This is a genomic window from Streptomyces sp. NPDC002809, assembly GCF_040295435.1.
Classification (GTDB): Bacteria; Actinomycetota; Actinomycetes; order Streptomycetales; family Streptomycetaceae; genus Streptomyces.
This window is the reverse complement of the sequence record NZ_JBEOVJ010000002.1, coordinates 108,535-127,619: the sequence shown is the minus strand read 5'-3', so window position 1 is coordinate 127,619 and position 19,085 is coordinate 108,535. Positions and strand designations below refer to the sequence as shown.

Annotated in this window: 14 protein-coding genes and 1 tRNA gene; 9 read left to right on the top strand and 6 right to left on the bottom strand. The window is 67.2% G+C overall.

Going from position 1 to position 19,085, the window contains the following annotated elements:
* Positions 1–70: 70 nt before the first annotated feature.
* From ABT025_RS01870 to ABT025_RS01845, 6 genes are all read left to right on the top strand, one after another.
* Entirely contained in the window at positions 71–541 is a 471-nt protein-coding gene (locus tag ABT025_RS01870) for a PaaI family thioesterase (RefSeq protein WP_350988696.1), read from the top strand.
* 645 nt (positions 542–1,186) lie between these two features.
* The gene (locus ABT025_RS01865; protein ID WP_350988938.1) at positions 1,187–2,398 is read left to right on the top strand and encodes a branched-chain amino acid ABC transporter substrate-binding protein; all 1,212 of its coding nucleotides are present in this window, start codon (positions 1,187–1,189) and stop codon (positions 2,396–2,398) included.
* Positions 2,399–2,498: 100 nt separating this feature from the next.
* Positions 2,499–3,428 carry a branched-chain amino acid ABC transporter permease gene (locus tag ABT025_RS01860; protein ID WP_350988694.1) on the top strand — a complete coding sequence of 310 codons (930 nt, stop codon included), beginning with the start codon at positions 2,499–2,501 and terminating at the stop codon, positions 3,426–3,428.
* A 5-nt stretch (positions 3,429–3,433) separates the two neighbouring features.
* Complete coding sequence (locus ABT025_RS01855; RefSeq protein WP_350988692.1) at positions 3,434–5,221, top strand: branched-chain amino acid ABC transporter permease; 1,788 nt, start codon at positions 3,434–3,436, stop codon at positions 5,219–5,221.
* Positions 5,222–5,226: 5 nt separating this feature from the next.
* Positions 5,227–6,153, top strand: coding sequence for an ABC transporter ATP-binding protein (locus ABT025_RS01850; RefSeq protein WP_350988936.1), 927 nt, complete (start codon positions 5,227–5,229; stop codon positions 6,151–6,153).
* Positions 6,150–6,866: an ABC transporter ATP-binding protein gene (locus ABT025_RS01845; RefSeq protein WP_350988690.1), complete on the top strand. Its 717-nt coding sequence runs from the start codon at positions 6,150–6,152 to the stop codon at positions 6,864–6,866. Before ABT025_RS01850 ends, ABT025_RS01845 begins: the two co-directional genes overlap by 4 nt.
* A gap of 85 nt (positions 6,867–6,951) precedes the next feature.
* Here the strand turns inward: ABT025_RS01845 and ABT025_RS01840 are convergent, their stop codons facing one another.
* Entirely contained in the window at positions 6,952–7,602 is a 651-nt protein-coding gene (locus tag ABT025_RS01840) for an ANTAR domain-containing response regulator (RefSeq protein ID WP_148015825.1), read from the bottom strand.
* A 97-nt stretch (positions 7,603–7,699) separates the two neighbouring features.
* Between ABT025_RS01840 and ABT025_RS01835 the strand changes: the two genes are divergently transcribed.
* Both ABT025_RS01835 and ABT025_RS01830 read left to right on the top strand, forming a co-directional pair.
* A tRNA-Leu gene (locus ABT025_RS01835) sits at positions 7,700–7,774 on the top strand.
* Between the two features lie 109 nt (positions 7,775–7,883).
* Complete coding sequence (locus ABT025_RS01830; RefSeq protein WP_350988687.1) at positions 7,884–8,648, top strand: transcriptional regulator; 765 nt, start codon at positions 7,884–7,886, stop codon at positions 8,646–8,648.
* 9 nt (positions 8,649–8,657) lie between these two features.
* Here the strand turns inward: ABT025_RS01830 and pyk are convergent, their stop codons facing one another.
* Both pyk and ABT025_RS01820 read right to left on the bottom strand, forming a co-directional pair.
* Positions 8,658–10,091, bottom strand: coding sequence for a pyruvate kinase (gene pyk, locus ABT025_RS01825; RefSeq protein ID WP_350988685.1), 1,434 nt, complete (start codon positions 10,089–10,091; stop codon positions 8,658–8,660).
* A 148-nt stretch (positions 10,092–10,239) separates the two neighbouring features.
* On the bottom strand, positions 10,240–10,938 hold the full coding sequence (locus ABT025_RS01820) for an SIMPL domain-containing protein (protein WP_350988683.1): 699 nt from the start codon (positions 10,936–10,938) through the stop codon (positions 10,240–10,242).
* 262 nt (positions 10,939–11,200) lie between these two features.
* Between ABT025_RS01820 and ABT025_RS01815 the strand changes: the two genes are divergently transcribed.
* Entirely contained in the window at positions 11,201–13,000 is a 1,800-nt protein-coding gene (locus tag ABT025_RS01815; RefSeq protein ID WP_350988934.1) for a bifunctional metallophosphatase/5'-nucleotidase, read from the top strand.
* A 307-nt stretch (positions 13,001–13,307) separates the two neighbouring features.
* Here ABT025_RS01815 and ABT025_RS01810 read toward each other — a convergent pair whose 3' ends face one another.
* The 3 genes from ABT025_RS01810 to pepN form a co-directional block, all read right to left on the bottom strand.
* Positions 13,308–14,723, bottom strand: coding sequence for a lysine N(6)-hydroxylase/L-ornithine N(5)-oxygenase family protein (locus tag ABT025_RS01810; RefSeq protein ID WP_350988681.1), 1,416 nt, complete (start codon positions 14,721–14,723; stop codon positions 13,308–13,310).
* Positions 14,720–16,123, bottom strand: coding sequence for a pyridoxal phosphate-dependent decarboxylase family protein (locus tag ABT025_RS01805; protein WP_350988679.1), 1,404 nt, complete (start codon positions 16,121–16,123; stop codon positions 14,720–14,722). The genes ABT025_RS01810 and ABT025_RS01805 overlap by 4 nt, the downstream gene beginning before the upstream one ends.
* 295 nt (positions 16,124–16,418) lie before the next feature.
* Positions 16,419–18,974: an aminopeptidase N gene (pepN, locus tag ABT025_RS01800; RefSeq protein ID WP_350988677.1), complete on the bottom strand. Its 2,556-nt coding sequence runs from the start codon at positions 18,972–18,974 to the stop codon at positions 16,419–16,421.
* Between the last annotated feature and the right edge of the window lie 111 nt (positions 18,975–19,085).

The following is a 19,085-nucleotide window of genomic DNA, read 5'->3' as shown; positions in this document are numbered from 1 at the left end:
GCAGGACAGTGCACACAGGCAGGAACGTGCACACAGCAGCGACCCACCGCAGACGATCGGAGCCGGACCCATGGGCGAGCACACCACACCCAAGTTCCCCCAGGAGATCATCGACGAGTACGCCTCCCTCGGCGTCGACCTGCCCGCCCTCTTCTCCGCAGGCCACCTCGGCGAACGCATGGGCGTCACGATCACCGAAGCCTCCGCGGACCGCGTCGTCGGCACCATGCCCGTCGAAGGCAACACCCAGCCCTACGGACTCCTCCACGGCGGCGCCTCAGCCGTCCTCGCCGAAACCCTCGGCTCCGTCGGCACCATGCTCCACGGCGGCGCCACCAAGGTCGCCGTCGGCGTCGACCTGAACTGCACCCACCACCGAGGGGTACGAAGCGGCCACGTCACCGGCGTCGCCACCCCCGTACACCGCGGCCGCACCACCGCCACGTACGAGATCGTCATCACCGACGAACAGGACAAGCGCGTCTGTACCGCCCGCCTCACCTGCCTGCTCCGCGACACCCCCAAACCCGAAGCCCCCTGACCACACACCACCCCGCACCACCCCTGCCCGGCCGGAACCCCAATCCGGCCGGGCAGACCCATATCCGGGCACAACCACCGCCACACACACCGAACTTGCACAACACCGGCAGCCAACCCCCTTGACCACCAACCCCGTTCCATGGCCCACTCATCAGCCACAACCCGCCTGCGCACCACCACACATCGTCGACCACACCACCCCGGATGTAACACTGCGTAACAAGCGCGCAATGTGCACCCACCCCACGCAACACAGAGAACCCGGCCCCGCAGGCACCGGGCACCGAGGCACGCCCTCCCGCACCTCCACACACCCCCCTCACGCGACAGCATCAAGATCACCCCAAGCCCCTTAACAGAGCTGCGCGTTCTCACCATGCGGTCACTTCACCGTCCGGTAAAAAGCCGTACATGTCCACACAGCCACCTCAAGCCTTGCTCAAGGGCATAACAAGACAGTCACATCCTGCGCCACCCCCATCCCCGACCCCCACCCCTGCCCTTAGAGTCACCGCCAGTCACCGCGCCGCCGGGCGCGTCTGCAGCACGGCCCTGTACCAATCAGTACGGCCCGGCGAACGACACGGCACCTCAAGCAGAGGAGGCCGCGCCAGGGAAAGGACTTTTCGTGCGACACCGTTCTTTGCTCATCCTCACCACAGTGCTCACCACAGGAGCACTGACACTCACCGCCTGCGGGTCGCGCGACGACGACAAGAAGGGCAGCGAGAGCAGCGGCAACCAGACCGTCGTCATCGGCGTCGACGCACCGCTCACCGGTGACCTCTCCGCCCTCGGCCTCGGCATCAAGAACTCCGCCGACCTCGCCGCCAAGACGGCGAACAAGGCCAAGACGGTCCCGGGCATCACATTCGAGGTCCAGCCCCTCGACGACCAGGCCCAGCCCTCCGTCGGCCAGCAGAACGCCACGAAGTTCATCGACAACAAGAAGGTCCTCGGCGTCGTCGGACCGCTGAACTCCGGCGTCTCCCAGTCGATGCAGAAGCCCCTCAACGACGCCGGCCTCACCCAGATCTCCCCCGCCAACACGGGCACCGAGCTGACCCAGGGCGACAACTGGAAGACCGGCGACAAGAAGCGCCCCTTCAAGACCTACTTCCGCACCGCCACCACGGACCAGATCCAGGGCGCCTTCGCCGCGAAGTACCTGTACAACAACGCGAAGATCAAGCAGGTCTACCTCATCGACGACCAGAAGCCCTACGGCGCCGGTCTCGCCGCCTCCTTCAAGGCGACCTTCACCGGCCTCGGCGGAAAGATCGTCGGCTCCGACCACGTCAACCCCGACGACCGCGACTTCAACGCCGTCGTCACCAAGGTCAAGAAGTCCGGCGCCAAGGCCGTCTACTACGGCGGTGAGTACCCCGCCGGCGCGCCCCTGAGCCAGCAGCTCAAGGACAGCGTCCAGATCCCCCTCATGGGCGGCGACGGCATGTACAGCGCCGACTTCATCAAGCTCAACAAGAAGGCCCAGGGCGACATCGCCACCTCCGTCGGCAAGCCCGTCGAGGAGCTCGACTCCGCCAAGACCTTCATCGCGAACTACAAGACCGCCGGATACAAGGACGCCTACGAGGCCTACGGCGGCGGCACCTACGACGCCACCTGGGCCATCATCGAGGCCGTCAAGGCCGTCGTCGCAGCCAACGACGGCAAGCTCCCCGACGACGCCCGCGCCAAGGTCCTCGACGCCGTCGGCAAGGTCAGCTTCGAAGGCGTCACCGGCCCCGTCTCCTTCGACGAGTTCGGCGACACCACCAACACCATGATGACCGCCTACCAGGTCGACGGCGGCAAGTGGACGTCCAAGCTCAGCGAGGCCTACAAGCCGTAACAAGCTCCCGGTCACGCACTGACTGACACCAGACCGCGCGGGAGCGCTACGAGCGCTCCCGCGCGGTGCCATATCCGAACCACTCCACGGAGGCCCTGCGGTGCACGAACTGCCGCAACAGCTGGCCAATGGACTCATCCTCGGCGCGATGTACGGACTCATCGCGATCGGTTACACGATGGTCTACGGAATCATCCAGCTCATCAACTTCGCCCACGGCGAGATCTTCATGATCGGAGGCTTCGGAGCTCTCACCGTGTACCTCTGGATGCCGGCCGGCGCCAACCTCCTCGCAATCGTCCCACTCATGATCATCGGCGGCGTCATATGCTCCGTCGCCATCAGCGTCGCAGCCGAACGCTTCGCCTACCGGCCCCTGCGCACCGCCCCCAGACTCGCCCCGCTGATCACCGCGATCGGACTCTCCCTCGCACTCCAGCAGGCCATCTGGAAGTGGTACCCCGACGCCACCAAGGACCGCCCCTTCCCCCAGTTCAAGGGCGAAGCATTCGACATCTTCGGCGCCCACATCCAGCGCGGTGACCTCTTCGTCCTCATCGCCGCACCGGTCTGCATGATCGCCCTCGGCCTCTTCGTCTCCAAGACCCGCTCCGGCCGCGGCATGCAAGCCACCTCCCAGGACCCCGACACCGCGAAACTCATGGGCATCAACACCGACCGCATCATCGTCATGGCCTTCGCCATCGGTGCCGCGTTCGCAGCCGTCGCCGCCGTCGCCTACGGGCTCAAGAACGGCCAGATCGGCTTCAAAATGGGCTTCATCATGGGCCTCAAAGCCTTCACCGCAGCCGTACTCGGCGGCATCGGCAACATCTACGGCGCCATGCTCGGCGGAGTCGTACTCGGCGTCGCCGAATCCCTCGCCACCGGCTACATGAGCGACGTCCCCGGCATGGACCTCTTCGGCGGCGGCGCCTGGAAGGACGTATGGGCCTTCGTCCTCCTCATCGTCGTCCTCCTGCTCCGGCCCCAAGGCCTGCTCGGCGAACGCGTCGCGGATCGGGCGTGATACGGATGACCACCCAGAAAGCACTCATCCCCCTCCCCGCACCGATCGCCCGGATCGCCACCGCCGCCGGCGCAGCCATCGCACTCGCCGGCACCTTCCTCCCCTGGACCTGGACCTCCGAATTCCCCGGCGACCTCACCGTCACCGGCTACCCCGGCGGCCTCCAGATCCTCACCCTCACCGGCGCCGTCCTCACCCTCCTCTTCACCCTCTGCGGATACGGCATCACCGGCCTCCGCTGGCTCACCCCCGGCGGCACCAACAGCCCCGTACGCCTCCTCGCCCTCGGCACCCTCGGCGTCACCGGCTACACCATCGGCGCCATCACCTACGAGCTCGGCGGCGTCGTCAACCTCGAACCCGGAGCCTGGGTCAGCGGCATCGGCGCACTCATCGCCCTCCTCGCCGCCCTCGGACTCCCCAGCGACGAACCACTCCCCACCGACGAACCCCGGCCAGGCGCCTGGAAACTCTTCCGCAACAGCCTCGCCGCACCCTCCGCAGCCCGCGCCAAACCCCTCCCCGCCTGGGCCGAAATCCTCATCATCACCGCAGCCTTCGGCGCCGCGCTCTACATCTTCACCTTCTGCGTCGACATCCCCACCGAAGAATCCGAACAGTTCATCGGCTTCCTCATCACCGCGGCCTTCGCCTTCACCGCACTCACCCGCGCCGGCCTCATCGCCCGCATCACCGCGCTGACCACGAAGCACCGCAACGTCACCCTCACCGCAGCCCTGGCCGCAGCCTTCTGCTTCCCCTTCACCCAGGACACCGCGGAATACGCCCTCATCGGCGCGAACATCCTCATCTTCGCCACCGTCGCACTCGGCCTCAACGTCGTCGTCGGCCTCGCCGGCCTCCTCGACCTCGGCTACGTCGCCTTCCTCGGCGTCGGCGCCTACACAGCCGCCCTCGTCTCCGGCGCACCCCTCTCCGCCATCGGCGTCCAATTCCCCTTCTGGGCCGCCGTCCTCACCGGAGCCGCCGTCTCACTGATCTTCGGCGTCCTCATCGGCGCACCGACCCTGCGACTGCGCGGCGACTACCTCGCCATCGTCACACTCGGCTTCGGAGAGATCTTCCGCGTCACCGTCAACAACCTCAACGGCAACAGCGGACCCGACCTCACCAACGGCTCCCAAGGCATCCCGAGCATCCCCGACCTCAACCTGCTCGGCATCGACTTCGGACTCAGCCACGACATCGGCCCCTTCACCCTCAGCAGGCCCGCCAACTACTACCTGCTGATGCTCGTCGTCACCGCCGTCGTCGTCCTCGTCTTCCGCCGCTCCGGAGACTCCCGCATCGGCCGCGCCTGGGTCGCCATCCGCGAAGACGAGACCGCAGCCACCGCCATGGGCATCAACGCCTTCCGGCTCAAGCTCCTCGCCTTCGCCCTCGGCGCCACCCTCGCCGGCCTCGCCGGCACCGTCCAGTCACACGTCAACTACACCGTGACACCCGAGCAGTACCAGTTCGCCGGCTCCGTCCCCCCGAACTCCGCCTTCCTCCTCGCCGCCGTCATCCTCGGCGGCATGGGAACCCTCAGCGGACCCTTCGTCGGCGCCGCACTGCTCTACCTCATCCCGGCCAAACTGCAGTTCATGCAGGACTACCAGCTCTTCCTCTTCGGCATCGCACTCATCCTCCTGATGCGCTTCCGCCCCGAAGGCCTGGTCGCCGACCGCCGGAAACAACTCGAATTCCACGAGAACGACGAAACCGTCGTCGTACCCGAACCACGGCAGCCCGAAGACAGCGACGCCGGCATCACCAAGGCGGGGGCGTGAACACCATGACCACCACCACGAAAACCACGACCCCCGTCCTGGACGCCAGCGGCGTCACCATGCGCTTCGGCGGCCTCACCGCCGTACGCAACGTCGACCTCACCGTCAACGCAGGCGAAATCGTCGGACTCATCGGCCCCAACGGCGCCGGCAAAACCACCTTCTTCAACTGCCTCACCGGCCTCTACGTCCCCACCGAGGGCAAGGTCAGCTACAAAGGCACCGTCCTGCCACCCAAGCCCCACCTCGTCACCAAGGCAGGCATCGCCCGCACCTTCCAGAACATCAGGCTCTTCGCCAACATGACCGTCCTGGAAAACGTCCTCGTCGGACGCCACACCAGAACCAAAGAAGGCCTCTGGTCAGCACTCCTGCGCCTGCCCGGCTACAGCAAGGCCGAGAACGCCAGCCGCGAACGCGCCATGGAACTCCTGGAGTTCATCGGCCTCCACAACAAGGCCGACCACCTCGCGCGCAACCTCCCCTACGGAGACCAGCGCAAGCTGGAAATCGCCCGCGCCCTCGCCAGCGACCCCGGCCTCCTCCTCCTGGACGAGCCCACCGCAGGCATGAACCCCCAGGAAACCCGCGTCACCGAAGAACTCATCTTCGCCATCCGGGACCAAGGCATCGCCGTCCTCGTCATCGAGCACGACATGCGCTTCATCTTCAACCTCAGCGACCGCGTCGCCTGCCTCGTCCAAGGCGAAAAACTCGTCGAAGGCACCGCCGAAGTCGTCCAGAGCGACGAACGCGTCATCGCCGCCTACCTCGGCACCCCCTTCGAAGGCGCCCCCGGCGCCGAAGAAGTCGCCGAGGTCGAAGCAGCCGAAGCCGTGGCCGCGGCCGAAGCGGACGCCGAAACCGAAGACGAGACAGCACCACCCACCAGCACCAAGGACACCACCACCGAGGAGGAGGACACCCGATGACCGCACTGCTCGAGGTCGAGGACCTCCGCGTCGCCTACGGCAAGATCGAAGCCGTCAAAGGCATCTCCTTCACCGTCGACGCCGGCCAGGTGGTCACCCTCATCGGCACCAACGGCGCCGGCAAAACCACCACCCTGCGCACCCTCTCCGGACTGCTGAAGCCCATCGGCGGACGCATCCTCTTCGAGGGCAAGCCACTCGCCAACATCCCCGCACACAAGATCGTCGCCCTGGGCCTCGCCCACTCCCCCGAGGGCCGCCACATCTTCCCCCGGCTGACGATCACCGAAAACCTCCTCCTCGGCGCCTACCTCCGCAACGACAAGGCAGGCATCGAAAAGGACATCCAGCGCGCCTACGACCTCTTCCCCATCCTCGGGGAACGCCGAAAGCAGGCCGCAGGAACCCTCTCGGGCGGCGAACAGCAAATGCTCGCCATGGGACGCGCCCTCATGTCCCAGCCCAAACTGCTCATGCTCGACGAACCCTCCATGGGCCTCTCCCCGATCATGATGCAGAAGATCATGGAGACCATCGTCGAGCTCAAGGCCGCAGGCACCACGATCCTGCTCGTCGAGCAGAACGCCCAGGCCGCCCTCTCCCTCGCGGACCAGGGCCACGTCATGGAGATCGGCAAGATCGTCCTCTCCGGCACCGGAGCGGACCTCCTCCACGACGAGTCCGTCCGCAAGGCGTACCTCGGCGAGGACTGACCCCGCACACGAAGAAGGCCCGCGCCCCGGACGATCTGCTCCGGGACGCGGGCCTTCTTCGTGTACGAGTGCGAGGCGGGTACGCCTACTCCGCCGCCCGCTTCTTCTCCTCGGCGTCCTCGATCAACGCCTCCGCCAGCTGCTGCATCGACAGCCGCCGGTCCATCGACGTCTTCTGGATCCACCGGAACGCGGCCGGCTCCGAGAGCCCGTAATCCGTCTGCAGAATGCTCTTCGCCCGGTCCACGAGCTTCCGCGTCTCCAGCCGCTGCGACAGGTCCGCGACCTCGCCCTCCAGAGCCTTCAGCTCCGCGAACCGCGACACCGCCATCTCGATGGCCGGCACCACGTCGCTCTTGCTGAACGGCTTCACCAGGTACGCCATCGCCCCGGCGTCACGGGCCCGCTCCACGAGGTCACGCTGCGAGAACGCGGTGAGCATAAGGACCGGCGCGATGGACTCCTCCGCGATCTTCTCGGCTGCGGAGATCCCGTCGAGGACCGGCATCTTCACATCGAGGATGACCAGGTCCGGCTTGTGCTCCCGGGCCAGCTCGACCGCCTGCTGCCCGTCTCCGGCCTCACCGACGACCGAGTACCCCTCTTCTTCGAGCATCTCTTTGAGGTCGAGGCGGATGAGCGCCTCGTCCTCGGCGATGACGACGCGGGTCGTCAGCGGCGGGACGTGCGACTTGTCGTCGTCGGCGACGGGCTGGGGCGACTCGGGGGTGGTCACGGGGCTCCTTGGTTCAGGGCAGGTACAGCTCCCACGAGCCTACCTAGCTACGATATGGTGGCACTACACAGGGCAGGGGATACCCTTCCTTTCTAAGGCCCCAGTACTCCAACTGGTTAGAGAGGCCGCTCTCAAACAGCGGACAGTGTGGGTTCGAATCCCACCTGGGGCACTTTTCCTTAGATTCCAAGGTTTCAAGGAAACGGCGCAGATTCACGTGATCGTGTGACTGCATCACCATTCCCTCCCTCGATCGCAAAGATCCCTTCAAGCTCGGCCACGTGTACGACCTCGAAACCCGTAAGCATGCACTGGCTCTCCTCGATCAGGGCTTCAGCCAGAATTCGGTATGCAAGCAGACTGGAATTTCTCGAGCCGCCATCCGTTCCTGGCTTGTGCGAATAGAGCCCCTCGGACACGACCGCGGCCGTGAATGTCCTCGATGTGGCGATGCACCAAGGCCCCCCGACTCCCCTGCCGCATACGCGTACCTACTTGGCCTCTACCTCGGCGACGGCTGCATCAGTGCGACCAAGCGAGGCGTATACAGCCTCCGCATCGCATGCGCCGACGCCTGGCCGGGACTCATCGACGCCTGCGTCAAAGCCGTACAGATCGCGCGACCGGCCAACAAAGTAGGCCTCGTGTCGAGTCCGGGCTGTCAGTACGTCACAAGCTCCAGCAAACACTGGCCTTGCCTGCTTCCCCAACACGGCCCCGGCAAGAAGCACGACCGCAGGATCACTCTCGCCGACTGGCAGCAAATCATCGTGGACACGCACCCTTGGGAGTTCATCCGGGGCCTCATCCACTCCGACGGCTGCCGGATCATCAACTGGGCCACGCGCCCGGTCGGCGGCGAGCAACGACGGTACGAGTACCCCCGCTACTTCTTCACCAACCTGTCGGCCGACATCCTGGGGCTCTTCACCAGCACACTCGACCAGGTAGGAGTCGAGTGGAAGCGCGCCAGCCGCAAGAACATCTCTGTCGCCCGACGGGCATCCGTCGCACTCATGGATGCACACGTCGGGCCGAAATACTGAGCCAGCCCCCTACTTCGGGCTGTCGTCCTCGCCGATGTGGTGCACGCGCACCAGGTTCGTCGAGCCTGCGACGCCGGGAGGGGAGCCGGCCGTGATGACCACGACGTCGCCCTTCTGGCAGCGGCCGATCTTCAGCAGTTCCTCGTCGACCTGCGCCACCATCGCGTCCGTCGAGTCCACGTGCGGCCCCAGGAACGTCTCCACGCCCCACGTGAGGTTCAGCTGGGAGCGGGTGGCCGGGTCCGGGGTGAAGGCCAGGAGCGGGATGGGTGAGCGGTAGCGGGAGAGGCGCTTGACCGTGTCACCGCTCTGGGTGAAGGCGACCAGGAACTTCGCTCCGAGGAAGTCGCCCATCTCCGCTGCCGCGCGGGCGACCGCGCCGCCCTGGGTGCGGGGCTTGTTGCGGTCGGTGAGGGGCGGGAGGCCCTTGGCCAGGATGTCCTCCTCGGCGGCTTCGACGATGCGGGACATCGTGCGGACCGTCTCGACGGGGTACTTGCCGACGCTGGTCTCGCCGGAGAGCATCACGGCGTCCGTGCCGTCGATGACGGCGTTGGCCACGTCGGAGGCTTCGGCGCGGGTGGGGCGGGAGTTGTCGATCATCGAGTCGAGCATCTGGGTGGCGACGATGACCGGCTTGGCGTTGCGCTTGGCGAGTTTGATGGCGCGCTTCTGGACGATCGGGACCTGTTCCAGGGGCATTTCGACGCCGAGGTCGCCGCGGGCGACCATGATGCCGTCGAAGGCCGCGACGATGTCGTCGATGTTGTCGACGGCCTGGGGTTTTTCGACCTTGGCGATGACGGGGAGGCGGCGGCCCTCTTCGTCCATGATGCGGTGGACGTCTTCGATGTCGCGTCCGCTGCGGACGAAGGAGAGGGCGATGATGTCGGCGCCTGTGCGCAGGGCCCAGCGGAGGTCTTCGATGTCCTTTTCGGAGAGGGCGGGGACGGAGACGGCGACGCCGGGGAGGTTGAGGCCTTTGTGGTCGGAGACCATGCCGCCTTCGATGACGGTGGTGTGGACGCGGGGGCCGTCGACTTCGGTGACTTCGAGGGTGACGCGGCCGTCGTCGATGAGGATGCGTTCGCCGGCGGTGACGTCGGCGTTGAGGCCGGTGTAGGTGGTGCCGCAGGTGTGGCGGTCGCCTTCCATGGGTTCGACGGTGATGGTGAAGTCGTCGCCGCGTTCAAGGAGTACGGGTCCTTCGCGGAAGCGGCCGAGGCGGATCTTCGGGCCTTGAAGGTCGGCGAGGATGCCGACGCTGCGTCCGGCTTCGTCGGATGCTTTGCGTACATGGTGGTAGCGGTCTTCATGTTCGGCGTAGGTGCCGTGGCTGAGGTTGAGGCGGGCGATGTCCATTCCGGCGTCGACCAGGGCTTTGATCTGGTCGTATGTGTCGGTTGCGGGTCCCAGGGTGCATACGATTTTGGCTCGGCGCATGGTGTGAGCCTAAACCTTACTTACGGGTAGTTAATTGGCTGCGGATGACTGCTCAACAACCTTTGGGTGAAGGGTTTTTGACAAGTGTTGAATTGTGCGGCGGGGTGCTCGGATGAGCATTCGGTTCGGTGATTCAGAGTTCGGGGTTTCAGAGTTTTGGTGGGGTCATGATGAAGCGGGCGTTCACCTGGGCGTGGACGGTTTGCTGTTGCGGTTCGAGGTCGAGTGCGGGGGCTGCGCCGGGGGTGGCGCCTCCCGCGAGGGGCGGCGGGCCGCCGTAGGCGCCGCGGGCGAAGGAGGCGGGGGCCGTGTTCTCGGCTCCGAGGTCGGCGAGTTCGACGAGGGCGGCGAGTTGGGCGCCGAGGGCGTCGGCGTATTCGCGGGCGCGCTGGACGGCTTCGCGGACGGCTTGGCGGCGGGCTTGGCCGTGGGCGGGTGAGTCGGGGCGCAGGGCCCACCGGGGTCCGTCGATGCGGGTCATGTCGAGGTCGGCGACGCGGGTGGTGAATTCGCCGAGTGCGGTGAAGTCGTTGAGGGTGGCGGTGATGTGGACGCGGCCGTGGTAGGCGCGGATTTTTTCGTCGCGTCCGCGTTGGTGGAGTTCGGGTGTGATGGAGAGGGTGCCGGTTTCGAGTTTTTCGATGGCTTCGCCGTAGCTGCGGGCGAGTTCGAGGACGGTGGTGTTGCGTCGGGTGAGGTCTTCGAGTGCGGCGCGGCGGTCTTTGCCGCGGGCGCTGACGGTGATGGTGAGGCGGGCGATTTCGGGGTCGACCTGGAGGCGGGCTTTGCCTTGGACTGCGAGGCGGGGCTGGTCGGGGGTGCCGTAGGGCTGTGTGGTGTGGGTCATGGGGTTCAGCCTGGCACTCGGGTGTGACAGTGGTTGTGCCGGAAGGGTTGGCAGCGGGGCGGCTGCTGGGTGACGCCGGGGCTGCGGGGCTGCGGGGCTGCGGGGGTGACTGCGGGTGGTCATCGAATAGAAACCTGTTGGGGGTGTTGCCGGGTGTGGTTCGTGGGTGATTATCTACGCGCGTTGTCCACGCGTGCGTGGGGTCTACGCGCGTTGTGCGGACAGAACTGTGCACGGAGAGATCAGAGATGTGGGAGACGAGATGCCGCTGAACCGAAGGACGTTCCTGGGCACATCGGCCGCGGCGGGTGCCGGTGTGGCCATGGTGGGTGCGGGGGCGGTGCCTGCCGAGGCGCATGGCCACGGGCCCGGGCGTCCGCAGAAGCGGTACTCGTTCACCGTGATGGGGACGACGGACCTGCACGGGAACGTCTTCAACTGGGACTACTTCACGGACAAGGAGTTCGACGACAAGGCTCACAACGATGTGGGTCTGGCGAAGATCTCGACGCTGGTGGACCAGGTGCGTCGGGAGAAGGGCCGTCACAACACCCTGATGATCGACGCGGGTGACACGATCCAGGGCACGCAGTTGTCGTACTACTACGCGAAGATCGATCCGATCACGGCGAAGCGCGGGCCGGTGCACCCGATGGCGCAGGCGATGAACGCGATCGGTTATGACGCGGCCGCGCTCGGCAATCATGAGTTCAACTACGGCATTCCGGTGCTGCGGAAGTTCGAGGAGCAGTGTGATTTCCCGCTGCTGGGTGCGAACGCGCTGGATGCGAAGACGTTGCGGCCGGCGTTCGCGCCGTATGTGATCAAGAAGCTGCGTACGCCGCACGGCCGGGATGTGAAGGTCGCGATTCTTGGTCTGACCAACCCGGGGATCGCTATCTGGGACAAGGCGAACGTGGGCGGGAAGATGGTGTTCCCGGGGCTGGAGGAGCAGGCGGCGAAGTATGTGCCGCGGCTGCGTTCGATGGGTGCGGATGTGGTGATCGTGTCGGCGCACTCGGGGAGCAGTGGGACGTCGTCGTACGGTGACCAGATTCCGTATGTGGAGAATGCGGCGGGTCTGGTGGCGGAGCAGGTGCCGGGGATCGATGCGATTCTGGTGGGTCATGCGCATTCGGAGATTCCCGAGTATTTCGTGGAGAACAAGCAGACCGGTAAGAAGGTGGTGCTGTCCGAGCCGCTGAAGTGGGGGCAGCGGTTGACGTTGTTCGACTTCGACCTGGTGTGGGAGAAGGGTCGCTGGGTGGTCGAGAAGGCCGGTTCGCAGGTGTTGAACTCGAACACGGTGGCTGAGGATCCGAAGATCACGAGGATGCTGGCGGACGAGCACACGAAGGTGGTCGCGTACGTCAACCAGGTGATCGGTACGTCGACTGCGGCGATGACGACGGCCGAGGCGGCGTGGAAGGACGAGCCGATCATCGATCTGATCAATGTCGTCCAGGCGGAGACGGTGAAGGCGGCGCTGGCGGGTGGCGAGTACGCGGCGCTGCCGGTGTTGTCGCAGGCGTCGTGTTTCTCGCGTACGGCGCAGATTCCTGCGGGGAATGTGACGATCAAGGATGCGGCGGGTCTGTATCCGTTCGAGAACACGCTTGAGGCGCGGTTGTTGACAGGTGCGCAGATCAAGGAGTATCTGGAGTTCTCGGCGCGGTATTACGTGCAGACGGCGGCGGGTGTTCCGGTGGATACGGCGAAGCTGACGAATGCGGACAACACCCCCGACTACAACTACGACGCGGTGTCCGGTCTGACGTATGACATCGACATCGCGAAGCCGAATGGTTCGCGGATCGTGGGTCTGTCGTTCGAGGGCAAGGCGATTGATCCGGCGGCGCAGTTCGTGCTGGCGGTGAACAATTACCGGGCGAGTGGTGGGGGTAACTTCCCGCATGTGCCGGGTGCGAAGCAGTTGTGGGCGAATTCGGAGGAGATCCGGAACACGATCATTGCGTGGGTGCAGGCGAAGGGTTCGGTGGATGGTGCGGAGTTCGCTTCGGTGGACTGGCGTCTGACGCGGGATGGTGTGCCGGTGTTCTAGATCGGTAGCGGTGGTTTGTGGGTTTCTGCCGGCGGCGTGGTGTCCAGGAGGTGTCTGGGTGCCACGCCGCGGGCGTGTCGGGCCGGGGTGGGGCGTGGTGGGGGGGCGTGGTGGGGGGGGCGTGGTGGGGGGGGCGTGGTGGGGGGGCGTGGTGGGGTGGTTGGCGGGCCGGGTTGTGTCCGGGTGGCCGGGGCGGCGGTTTCCGCCTTCTCGGTCTTTTCCTTGAGTGCGGCGTCAGGGTGGGTGTCTCCCTGGACGGCGATGGGTCGCTGGAGGCGGGCGGCCGCTTCTCTGTGTGTGGGGTGGGTCAGTTGGTTTGTACGAGGGGGGTGAGGCTGGGGCCCTGTGCGGGGATGTCGTGGTGGGGGGTGAGGCCGAAGGTGGTGAAGGCGGTGCGTTGTGGGAGGGGGTAGGGGGTGGTGCCGGTGAGGTTGTTGAGGATGGTGGCGCTGCGCCAGGCGGCGAGGCCGAGGTCGGGGGCGCCGACTCCGTGGGTGTGGCGTTCGGCGTTCTGTACGTAGATGTTGCCGGTGATGGCGGGGTCGAGGTCGAGGCGGTATTGGTCGTCGATGCGGGGGCGTCCGGAGGTGTCTCGGCGCAGTTGGGTGCCGAGGTTGCCGAGGATGTGGTCGAGGGGGCGTTCGTGGTAGCCGGTGGCGAGGACGACTGCGTCGGTGGTGAGGCGGGAGCGGGTGCCTTGTTGGGTGTGTTCGAGGTGGAGTTCGACGCGGGTGGTGGCTACGCGGCCTGCGGTGCGTACGTGGACGCCGGGGGTGAGGGTGGCGTCGGGCCAGCCTCCGTGGAGGGTGCGGCGGTAGAGCTCGTCGTGGATGGCGGTGATGGTGTCGTGGTCGATGCCTTTGTGGAGTTGCCATTGGTGGGGGACGAGTTGGTCGCGTACGTGTTCGGGGAGTGCGTGGAAGTAGCGGGTGTAGTCGGGGGTGAAGTGTTCGAGGCCGAGTTTGGAGTACTCCATGGGGGCGAAGGCGGGGGTGCGGGCGAGCCAGTGGAGTTTTTCGTGGCCGGCGGGGCGGGCGCGGAGGAGGTCGAGGAAGATTTCGGCGCCGGACTGTCCTGAGCCGATGACGGTGATGTGTTCGGCTTCGAGGAGTTGTTGTCGGTGGTGGAGGTAGTCGGCTGAGTGGATGACGGGGACGGTTCCGGCATCGGTGAGGGGTTTGAGGGGTTCGGGGATGTGGGGTTCGGTTCCGATGCCGAGGGCGATGTGGCGGGTGTGGGCGCGGCCCAGGGCTTCGGCTTCGCCGTCGGGGTCGAGTTGGGTGAAGTCGACTTCGAAGTGGGCGTGTTCGGGGTTCCAGCGGATGGCGTCGACTTGGTGGCTGAAGTGGAGGCCGGGGAGTTGTTGGCTGACCCAGCGGCAGTAGGCGTCGTATTCGGTGCGTTGGATGTGGAAGCGCTCGGCGAAGTAGAAGGGGAAGAGCCGGTCGCGGGTGCGTAGGTAGTTGAGGAGGGTCCAGGGGCTGGTGGGGTCGGCGAGGGTGACGAGGTCGGCGAGGAAGGGGACTTGGAGGCTGGCGCCGTCGATGAGGAGGCCGGGGTGCCAGTGGAAGGCGGGGCGTTGTTCGTAGAAGGCTGTGGTGATGGGGGTGGGGATGCCGTGGGCGAGGGCGGCGAGGGAGAGGTTGAAGGGGCCGATTCCGATGCCGATGAGGTCGTGTGTCTGGTCGGTTTCGGGGGTGGGCCGGTCGGGCCGGGCTGTCATCGGTGCGTGCTGCCTTCTGTGAGTTCGGTGGTGAGGTGGGTGACGAGGTCGATGAGTTCTTGCAGGTCGTCGGGGGTGGTGTGGGGGTTGAGGAGGGTGGCTTTGAGCCAGAGGCGGCCGTGGGTGCGGGTGCGGCCGAGTACGGCGTGGCCTCGGGTGAGGAGGGTGCGGCGGATGGTGGCGACGGTGTGGTCGTCGGTGTTGGTGGGGCGGAAGAGGACGGTGGTGATGGTGGGTCGGTCGTAGAGGTCGAGGGTGGGGGTTTTGGTGATGAGGTCGGCGAAGTGGTGGGCGGCGGCGCAGGTGCGGTCGATGAGGTCGGCGAGCCCGGTGCGGCCGAGTGCTTGGAGGGTGACGGCGATTTTGAGTGCGTCGGGGCGGCGGGTGGTGCGGAGGGAGCGGCCGAGGAGGTCGGGGAGTCCGGCCTGGGTGTCGTCGTCGGCGTTGAGGTAGGGGGCGTGGTGGTGGAGGGCGTCGAGGTGGTGGTGGTCGGGGACGGCGAGGATGCCGGCTGATGCGGGTTGCCAGCCGAGTTTGTGGAGGTCGAGGGTGACGCTGCGGGCGCGGTCGAGGCCGTTGACCTTGTGGCGGTGGGTGGGGCTGAGGAGGAGGGGGCCGCCGTAGGCGGCGTCGATGTGGAGTTCGGCGCCGTGTGTGTCGCAGAGGTCGGCGATGTCGGTGAGGGGGTCGATCTGGCCGGTGTCGGTGGTTCCTGCGGTGGCGGTGACGAGGAGGGGTGTTCGTCCGTGGTGGCGGGTGAGGGTGTCGGCCAGGGCGGTGAGGTCGAGGGTGCCGTGGGGGGCGGGGACGGTGAGGGGGGTGGGGAGGCCGAGGAGCCAGGCGGCGCGGGTGATGCTGTGGTGGGCGTTGGTGCCGCAGATGGTCTGGACGGGGCCGTGGCGTTCGCGGGCGAGGAGCAGGGCGATTTGGTTGGCTTCGGTGCCGCCGGTGGTGATGAGGGCGTCGGGGTGGGTGTGGTGGGGGTAGATCTCGGCGGCGAGTGCTGCGGTGGTGTCGGCTTCGAGGGTGGAGGCGGCGGGGGCCTGGTCCCAGGAGTCCATGGAGGGGTTGAGGGCGGAGGCGGCGAGGTCGGCGGCGGCGGCGAGGGCGAGGGGTGGGGTGTGGAGGTGGGCTGCGCAGAGGGGGTCTGCGGGGTCTGCGGCGCCTTCGGTGAGGGCGCCGATGAGGGTGGCGAGGGCGTGGTGGGGGCCGGTTCCGTGTTCGGGGATGACGGGGTCGAGGGCGGCGCGTGTGTGTGCGGTGACGGTGTCGGGTCCGCCGGCGGGGAGGGGGCCGTTTCGGCGGCGGGCGCCTTCCTGGAGTGCGGTGAGGACGGTGTCGATGAGGGGGCGCAGGGCGGTGGGGCCGGTGGTGGATCCGGCGAGGGGTGGGGTGGGCATGGGTGGGGGGCCCTTCGGGTGCGCACGGGTGGACGACATGCCAGCTTGTCCGGGTTTCGGTGGGCGTTGCCGGGGAGCCTGGTGATCTGAACTCGAAAGGGGGATGGGTGGGCGCTTGGGGGGTGTTGGTGGGGGGTCCGGGTGGTAGTGGGTCGGGTGGTCGAGGTGTGCGGTGGTGGGTCCGTACATGGGTGTGCCCGGCGCGCCCTCGGGGTGAGGGCGGGCCGGGCACGGGTGGTGCGGGGTGATGTGGGGTGGTGCGGGGGGGGGTGTTCGGGGTGGTGCGGGGTTTGGGTCAGTGGGCGTTGCGGACGGTGAGGGCGCGGCTCAGGTCGTCGATCTGGTCGGCGAGTTTGCGGCGCAGGGCGGGGATGAGGGCCTGGTCGGTGAGGGCTTGTTCGCCGAGGTGGAGGCTGTCGGCGTCGATGGCGTAGGCGGGGAAGGCGTAGCGTCCGGCGGCTTCGGCGATGGCGGGGCCGCGGCGTACGGCGAGGGCGGTGGCTTCGGGGTAGTAGCGGGGTACGTAGGTGGTGACGAGGTCGGTCTGTTCGGGCTGCCAGAAGCCTTGGGCGGTGGCGGTGAACAGGTAGTTGGAGAGGCTGTCGTCGGTGAACATGGCGTGCCAGGCGGCGGCCTTGGCCTCGGCGGTGGGCAGTGCGGCGCGGCAGCGGGCGGCGCCTTCCTGGCCGGTGGCGCTGGGGTCGGCTTCGAGTTCGGCGGCGATCGCGGTTTCGTCGGTGGCGCCGAGGACGGCGAGGCGGGTGAGGATGCGCCAGCGCAGTTCGGGGTCGAGTTCGGGGCCGCCGGGGACGGTGCCGTCGGTGAGCCAGCCGTGGATGGTGTCGGGCTGGGTGGCGGCGTCGATGAAGTGGCGTACGGCGGTGAGGCGGAGGCCGGGTTGGGTGCCGTCCTCGGTGCGGCGGATGAGGTCGCGGGTGAGGGCGGTGAGGGTGGCGAGGGCGGTGGGGCGGTCCTCGGGGGTGACGTAGCGTGCGGCGATCTGGGTGTCGGCGAAGGCGAGGACGCCTTGGAGGAGGGCCAGGTCGGTTTCGTGCGGGAGGTGGGTGCGGGCGGCTTCGAGGTAGGTGGCGGGGGCAAGTTCGCCGTCTCGGACCATGTCGCGGGCGGCGTTCCAGACGACGGCGCGGGTGAGGGCGTCGGGGATGCCGGAGAGGCTGTGCAGGAGGGTGTTCCAGGAGCCGGGGTCGAGGCGGATCTTGGCGTAGGTGAGGTCGAGGTCGTTGAGGACGACGAGTGCGGGGCGGCGTCCGGGGCGGGTGGTGGTGTCGCCGTCCTGGGTGGTGCTGTCGCCGTCCTGGGTTGTGCTCGGCCGGGGGTTGCTCTCCTGGGGGATGCCGATGTCGAAGCGGTCGCGCAGGACGAGGCGGTCGGGGCCGGACTGGGTGTCGATGGCGTGGTCGTAGGTGCCGACGGTGATGCGGTGGGGGCGGGTGCCCTGGTGGTCGACGGTGAGGGACCAGGTGGTGTCGGTCTCGGTGAGGTGTGGGGTGAGGGTGTCGACCCCGGTGGTGCGCAGCCACTGGTCGGCCCAGGCGTGGACGTCGCGGTCGGTGGCTGAGGCGAGGTTGTCGATGAAGTCGGCGAGGGTGGCGTTGCCGAACCTGTGGCGGGCGAAGTGGGTGTTGATGCCGGCCAGGAAGTCCTTCTCGCCGAGCCAGGCGACGAGTTGGCGCAGGGCGGAGGCGCCCTTGGCGTAGGAGATGCCGTCGAAGTTGAGCATCGCGGACGCGGTGTCGGGGACGGCGGCGGGGTCGGGGGCGACGGGGTGGGTGGAGGGGCGCTGGTCGGCGTCGTATCCCCAGCCCTTGCGGGCGACGCCGAAGTCGACCCAGGTGTCGGTGAAGCGCGTGGCTTCGGCGAGGGTCTGGTAGCCCATGTACTCGGCGAAGGACTCGTTGAGCCAGATGTCGTCCCACCAGGTGAGCGTGACGAGGTCGCCGAACCACATGTGGGCCATTTCGTGGGCGATGACCATGCCGCGGGTCTGGCGTTCGGTGTCGGTGACGGCGGAGCGGTAGATGAATTCGTCGCGGAAGGTGACGAGGCCGGGGTTCTCCATGGCGCCCGCGTTGAATTCGGGGACGAAGGCCTGGTCGTAGGAGTCGAAGGGGTAGGGCTCGTCGAACTTCTCGTGGAACCGGTCGAAGCAGGCGCGGGTGATGTCGAGGATCTCGTCGGCGTCGGCGTCGAGGTGGGGCGCGAGGGAGCGGCGGCAGTGGATGCCGAAGGGCAGTCCGGCGTGTTCGGTGGTCACGGAGTGCCAGGGGCCTGCGGCGACGGCGACGAGGTAGGTGGAGACGGGCGGTGTGGGGGCGAGGGTCCAGCGGCCGTCGCCGGTGTGCTCGGCGATGCCGTTGCCGAGGACGGTCCAGCCTTCGGGGGCTGTGACGGTGAGCGCGAAGACGGATTTGAGGTCGGGCTGGTCGAACGCGGCGAAGACGCGCTGGACGTCCTCCATGAAGAGCTGGGTGTAGACGTAGGTCTCGTTGTCGGTGGGGTCGGTGAAGCGGTGCATGCCTTCGCCGGTGCGGGAGTAGCGCATGGCGGCGTCGATGCGCAGTTCGTGGGAGCCGGCGGTGAGGCCGGTGAGGGGGAAGCGGTTCCCGTCGAGGTCCGCGGGGTCCAGTGCGTGCCCGTCGAGGCTGATGGAGCGCAAGGTGGCGGGCTTGATCTCGACGAAGGTGTCACCGTCGGCGAGGGCGGTGAACTGGATGACGGTTCGGGAGTCGAAGGTCTCCTCCCCCGCGGTCAGATCGAGGTCGACCGCGTACCGCTGTACGTCGAGGAACTGGGCTCGGGCCTGCGCTTCATCGCGCATCAGTACGGACATGGGAGCCATGCTGCCGTATGCGGTGGGCGGAGTGCAGGCGGGTTCTCGCTGGGCTGACGGGTCCGGCCCGGTCCTTTGAGGGCTAAGATTCTTGACGACGTTGTACCTGCA

What these genes read in the sequence shown, in the direction of transcription:
- ABT025_RS01870 (WP_350988696.1), top strand. Translation starts at nt 71, where the DNA reads ATGGGCGAGCACACCACACCCAAGTTCCCCCAGGAGATCATCGACGAG.
- ABT025_RS01855 (WP_350988692.1), top strand. Translation starts at nt 3,434, where the DNA reads ATGACCACCCAGAAAGCACTCATCCCCCTCCCCGCACCGATCGCCCGG.
- ABT025_RS01850 (WP_350988936.1), top strand. Translation starts at nt 5,227, where the DNA reads ATGACCACCACCACGAAAACCACGACCCCCGTCCTGGACGCCAGCGGC.
- ABT025_RS01845 (WP_350988690.1), top strand. Translation starts at nt 6,150, where the DNA reads ATGACCGCACTGCTCGAGGTCGAGGACCTCCGCGTCGCCTACGGCAAG.
- pyk (WP_350988685.1), bottom strand. Translation starts at nt 10,091, where the DNA reads ATGCGCCGAGCCAAAATCGTATGCACCCTGGGACCCGCAACCGACACA.
- ABT025_RS01820 (WP_350988683.1), bottom strand. Translation starts at nt 10,938, where the DNA reads ATGACCCACACCACACAGCCCTACGGCACCCCCGACCAGCCCCGCCTC.
- ABT025_RS01815 (WP_350988934.1), top strand. Translation starts at nt 11,201, where the DNA reads ATGCCGCTGAACCGAAGGACGTTCCTGGGCACATCGGCCGCGGCGGGT.
- ABT025_RS01810 (WP_350988681.1), bottom strand. Translation starts at nt 14,723, where the DNA reads ATGACAGCCCGGCCCGACCGGCCCACCCCCGAAACCGACCAGACACAC.
- ABT025_RS01805 (WP_350988679.1), bottom strand. Translation starts at nt 16,123, where the DNA reads ATGCCCACCCCACCCCTCGCCGGATCCACCACCGGCCCCACCGCCCTG.
- pepN (WP_350988677.1), bottom strand. Translation starts at nt 18,974, where the DNA reads ATGTCCGTACTGATGCGCGATGAAGCGCAGGCCCGAGCCCAGTTCCTC.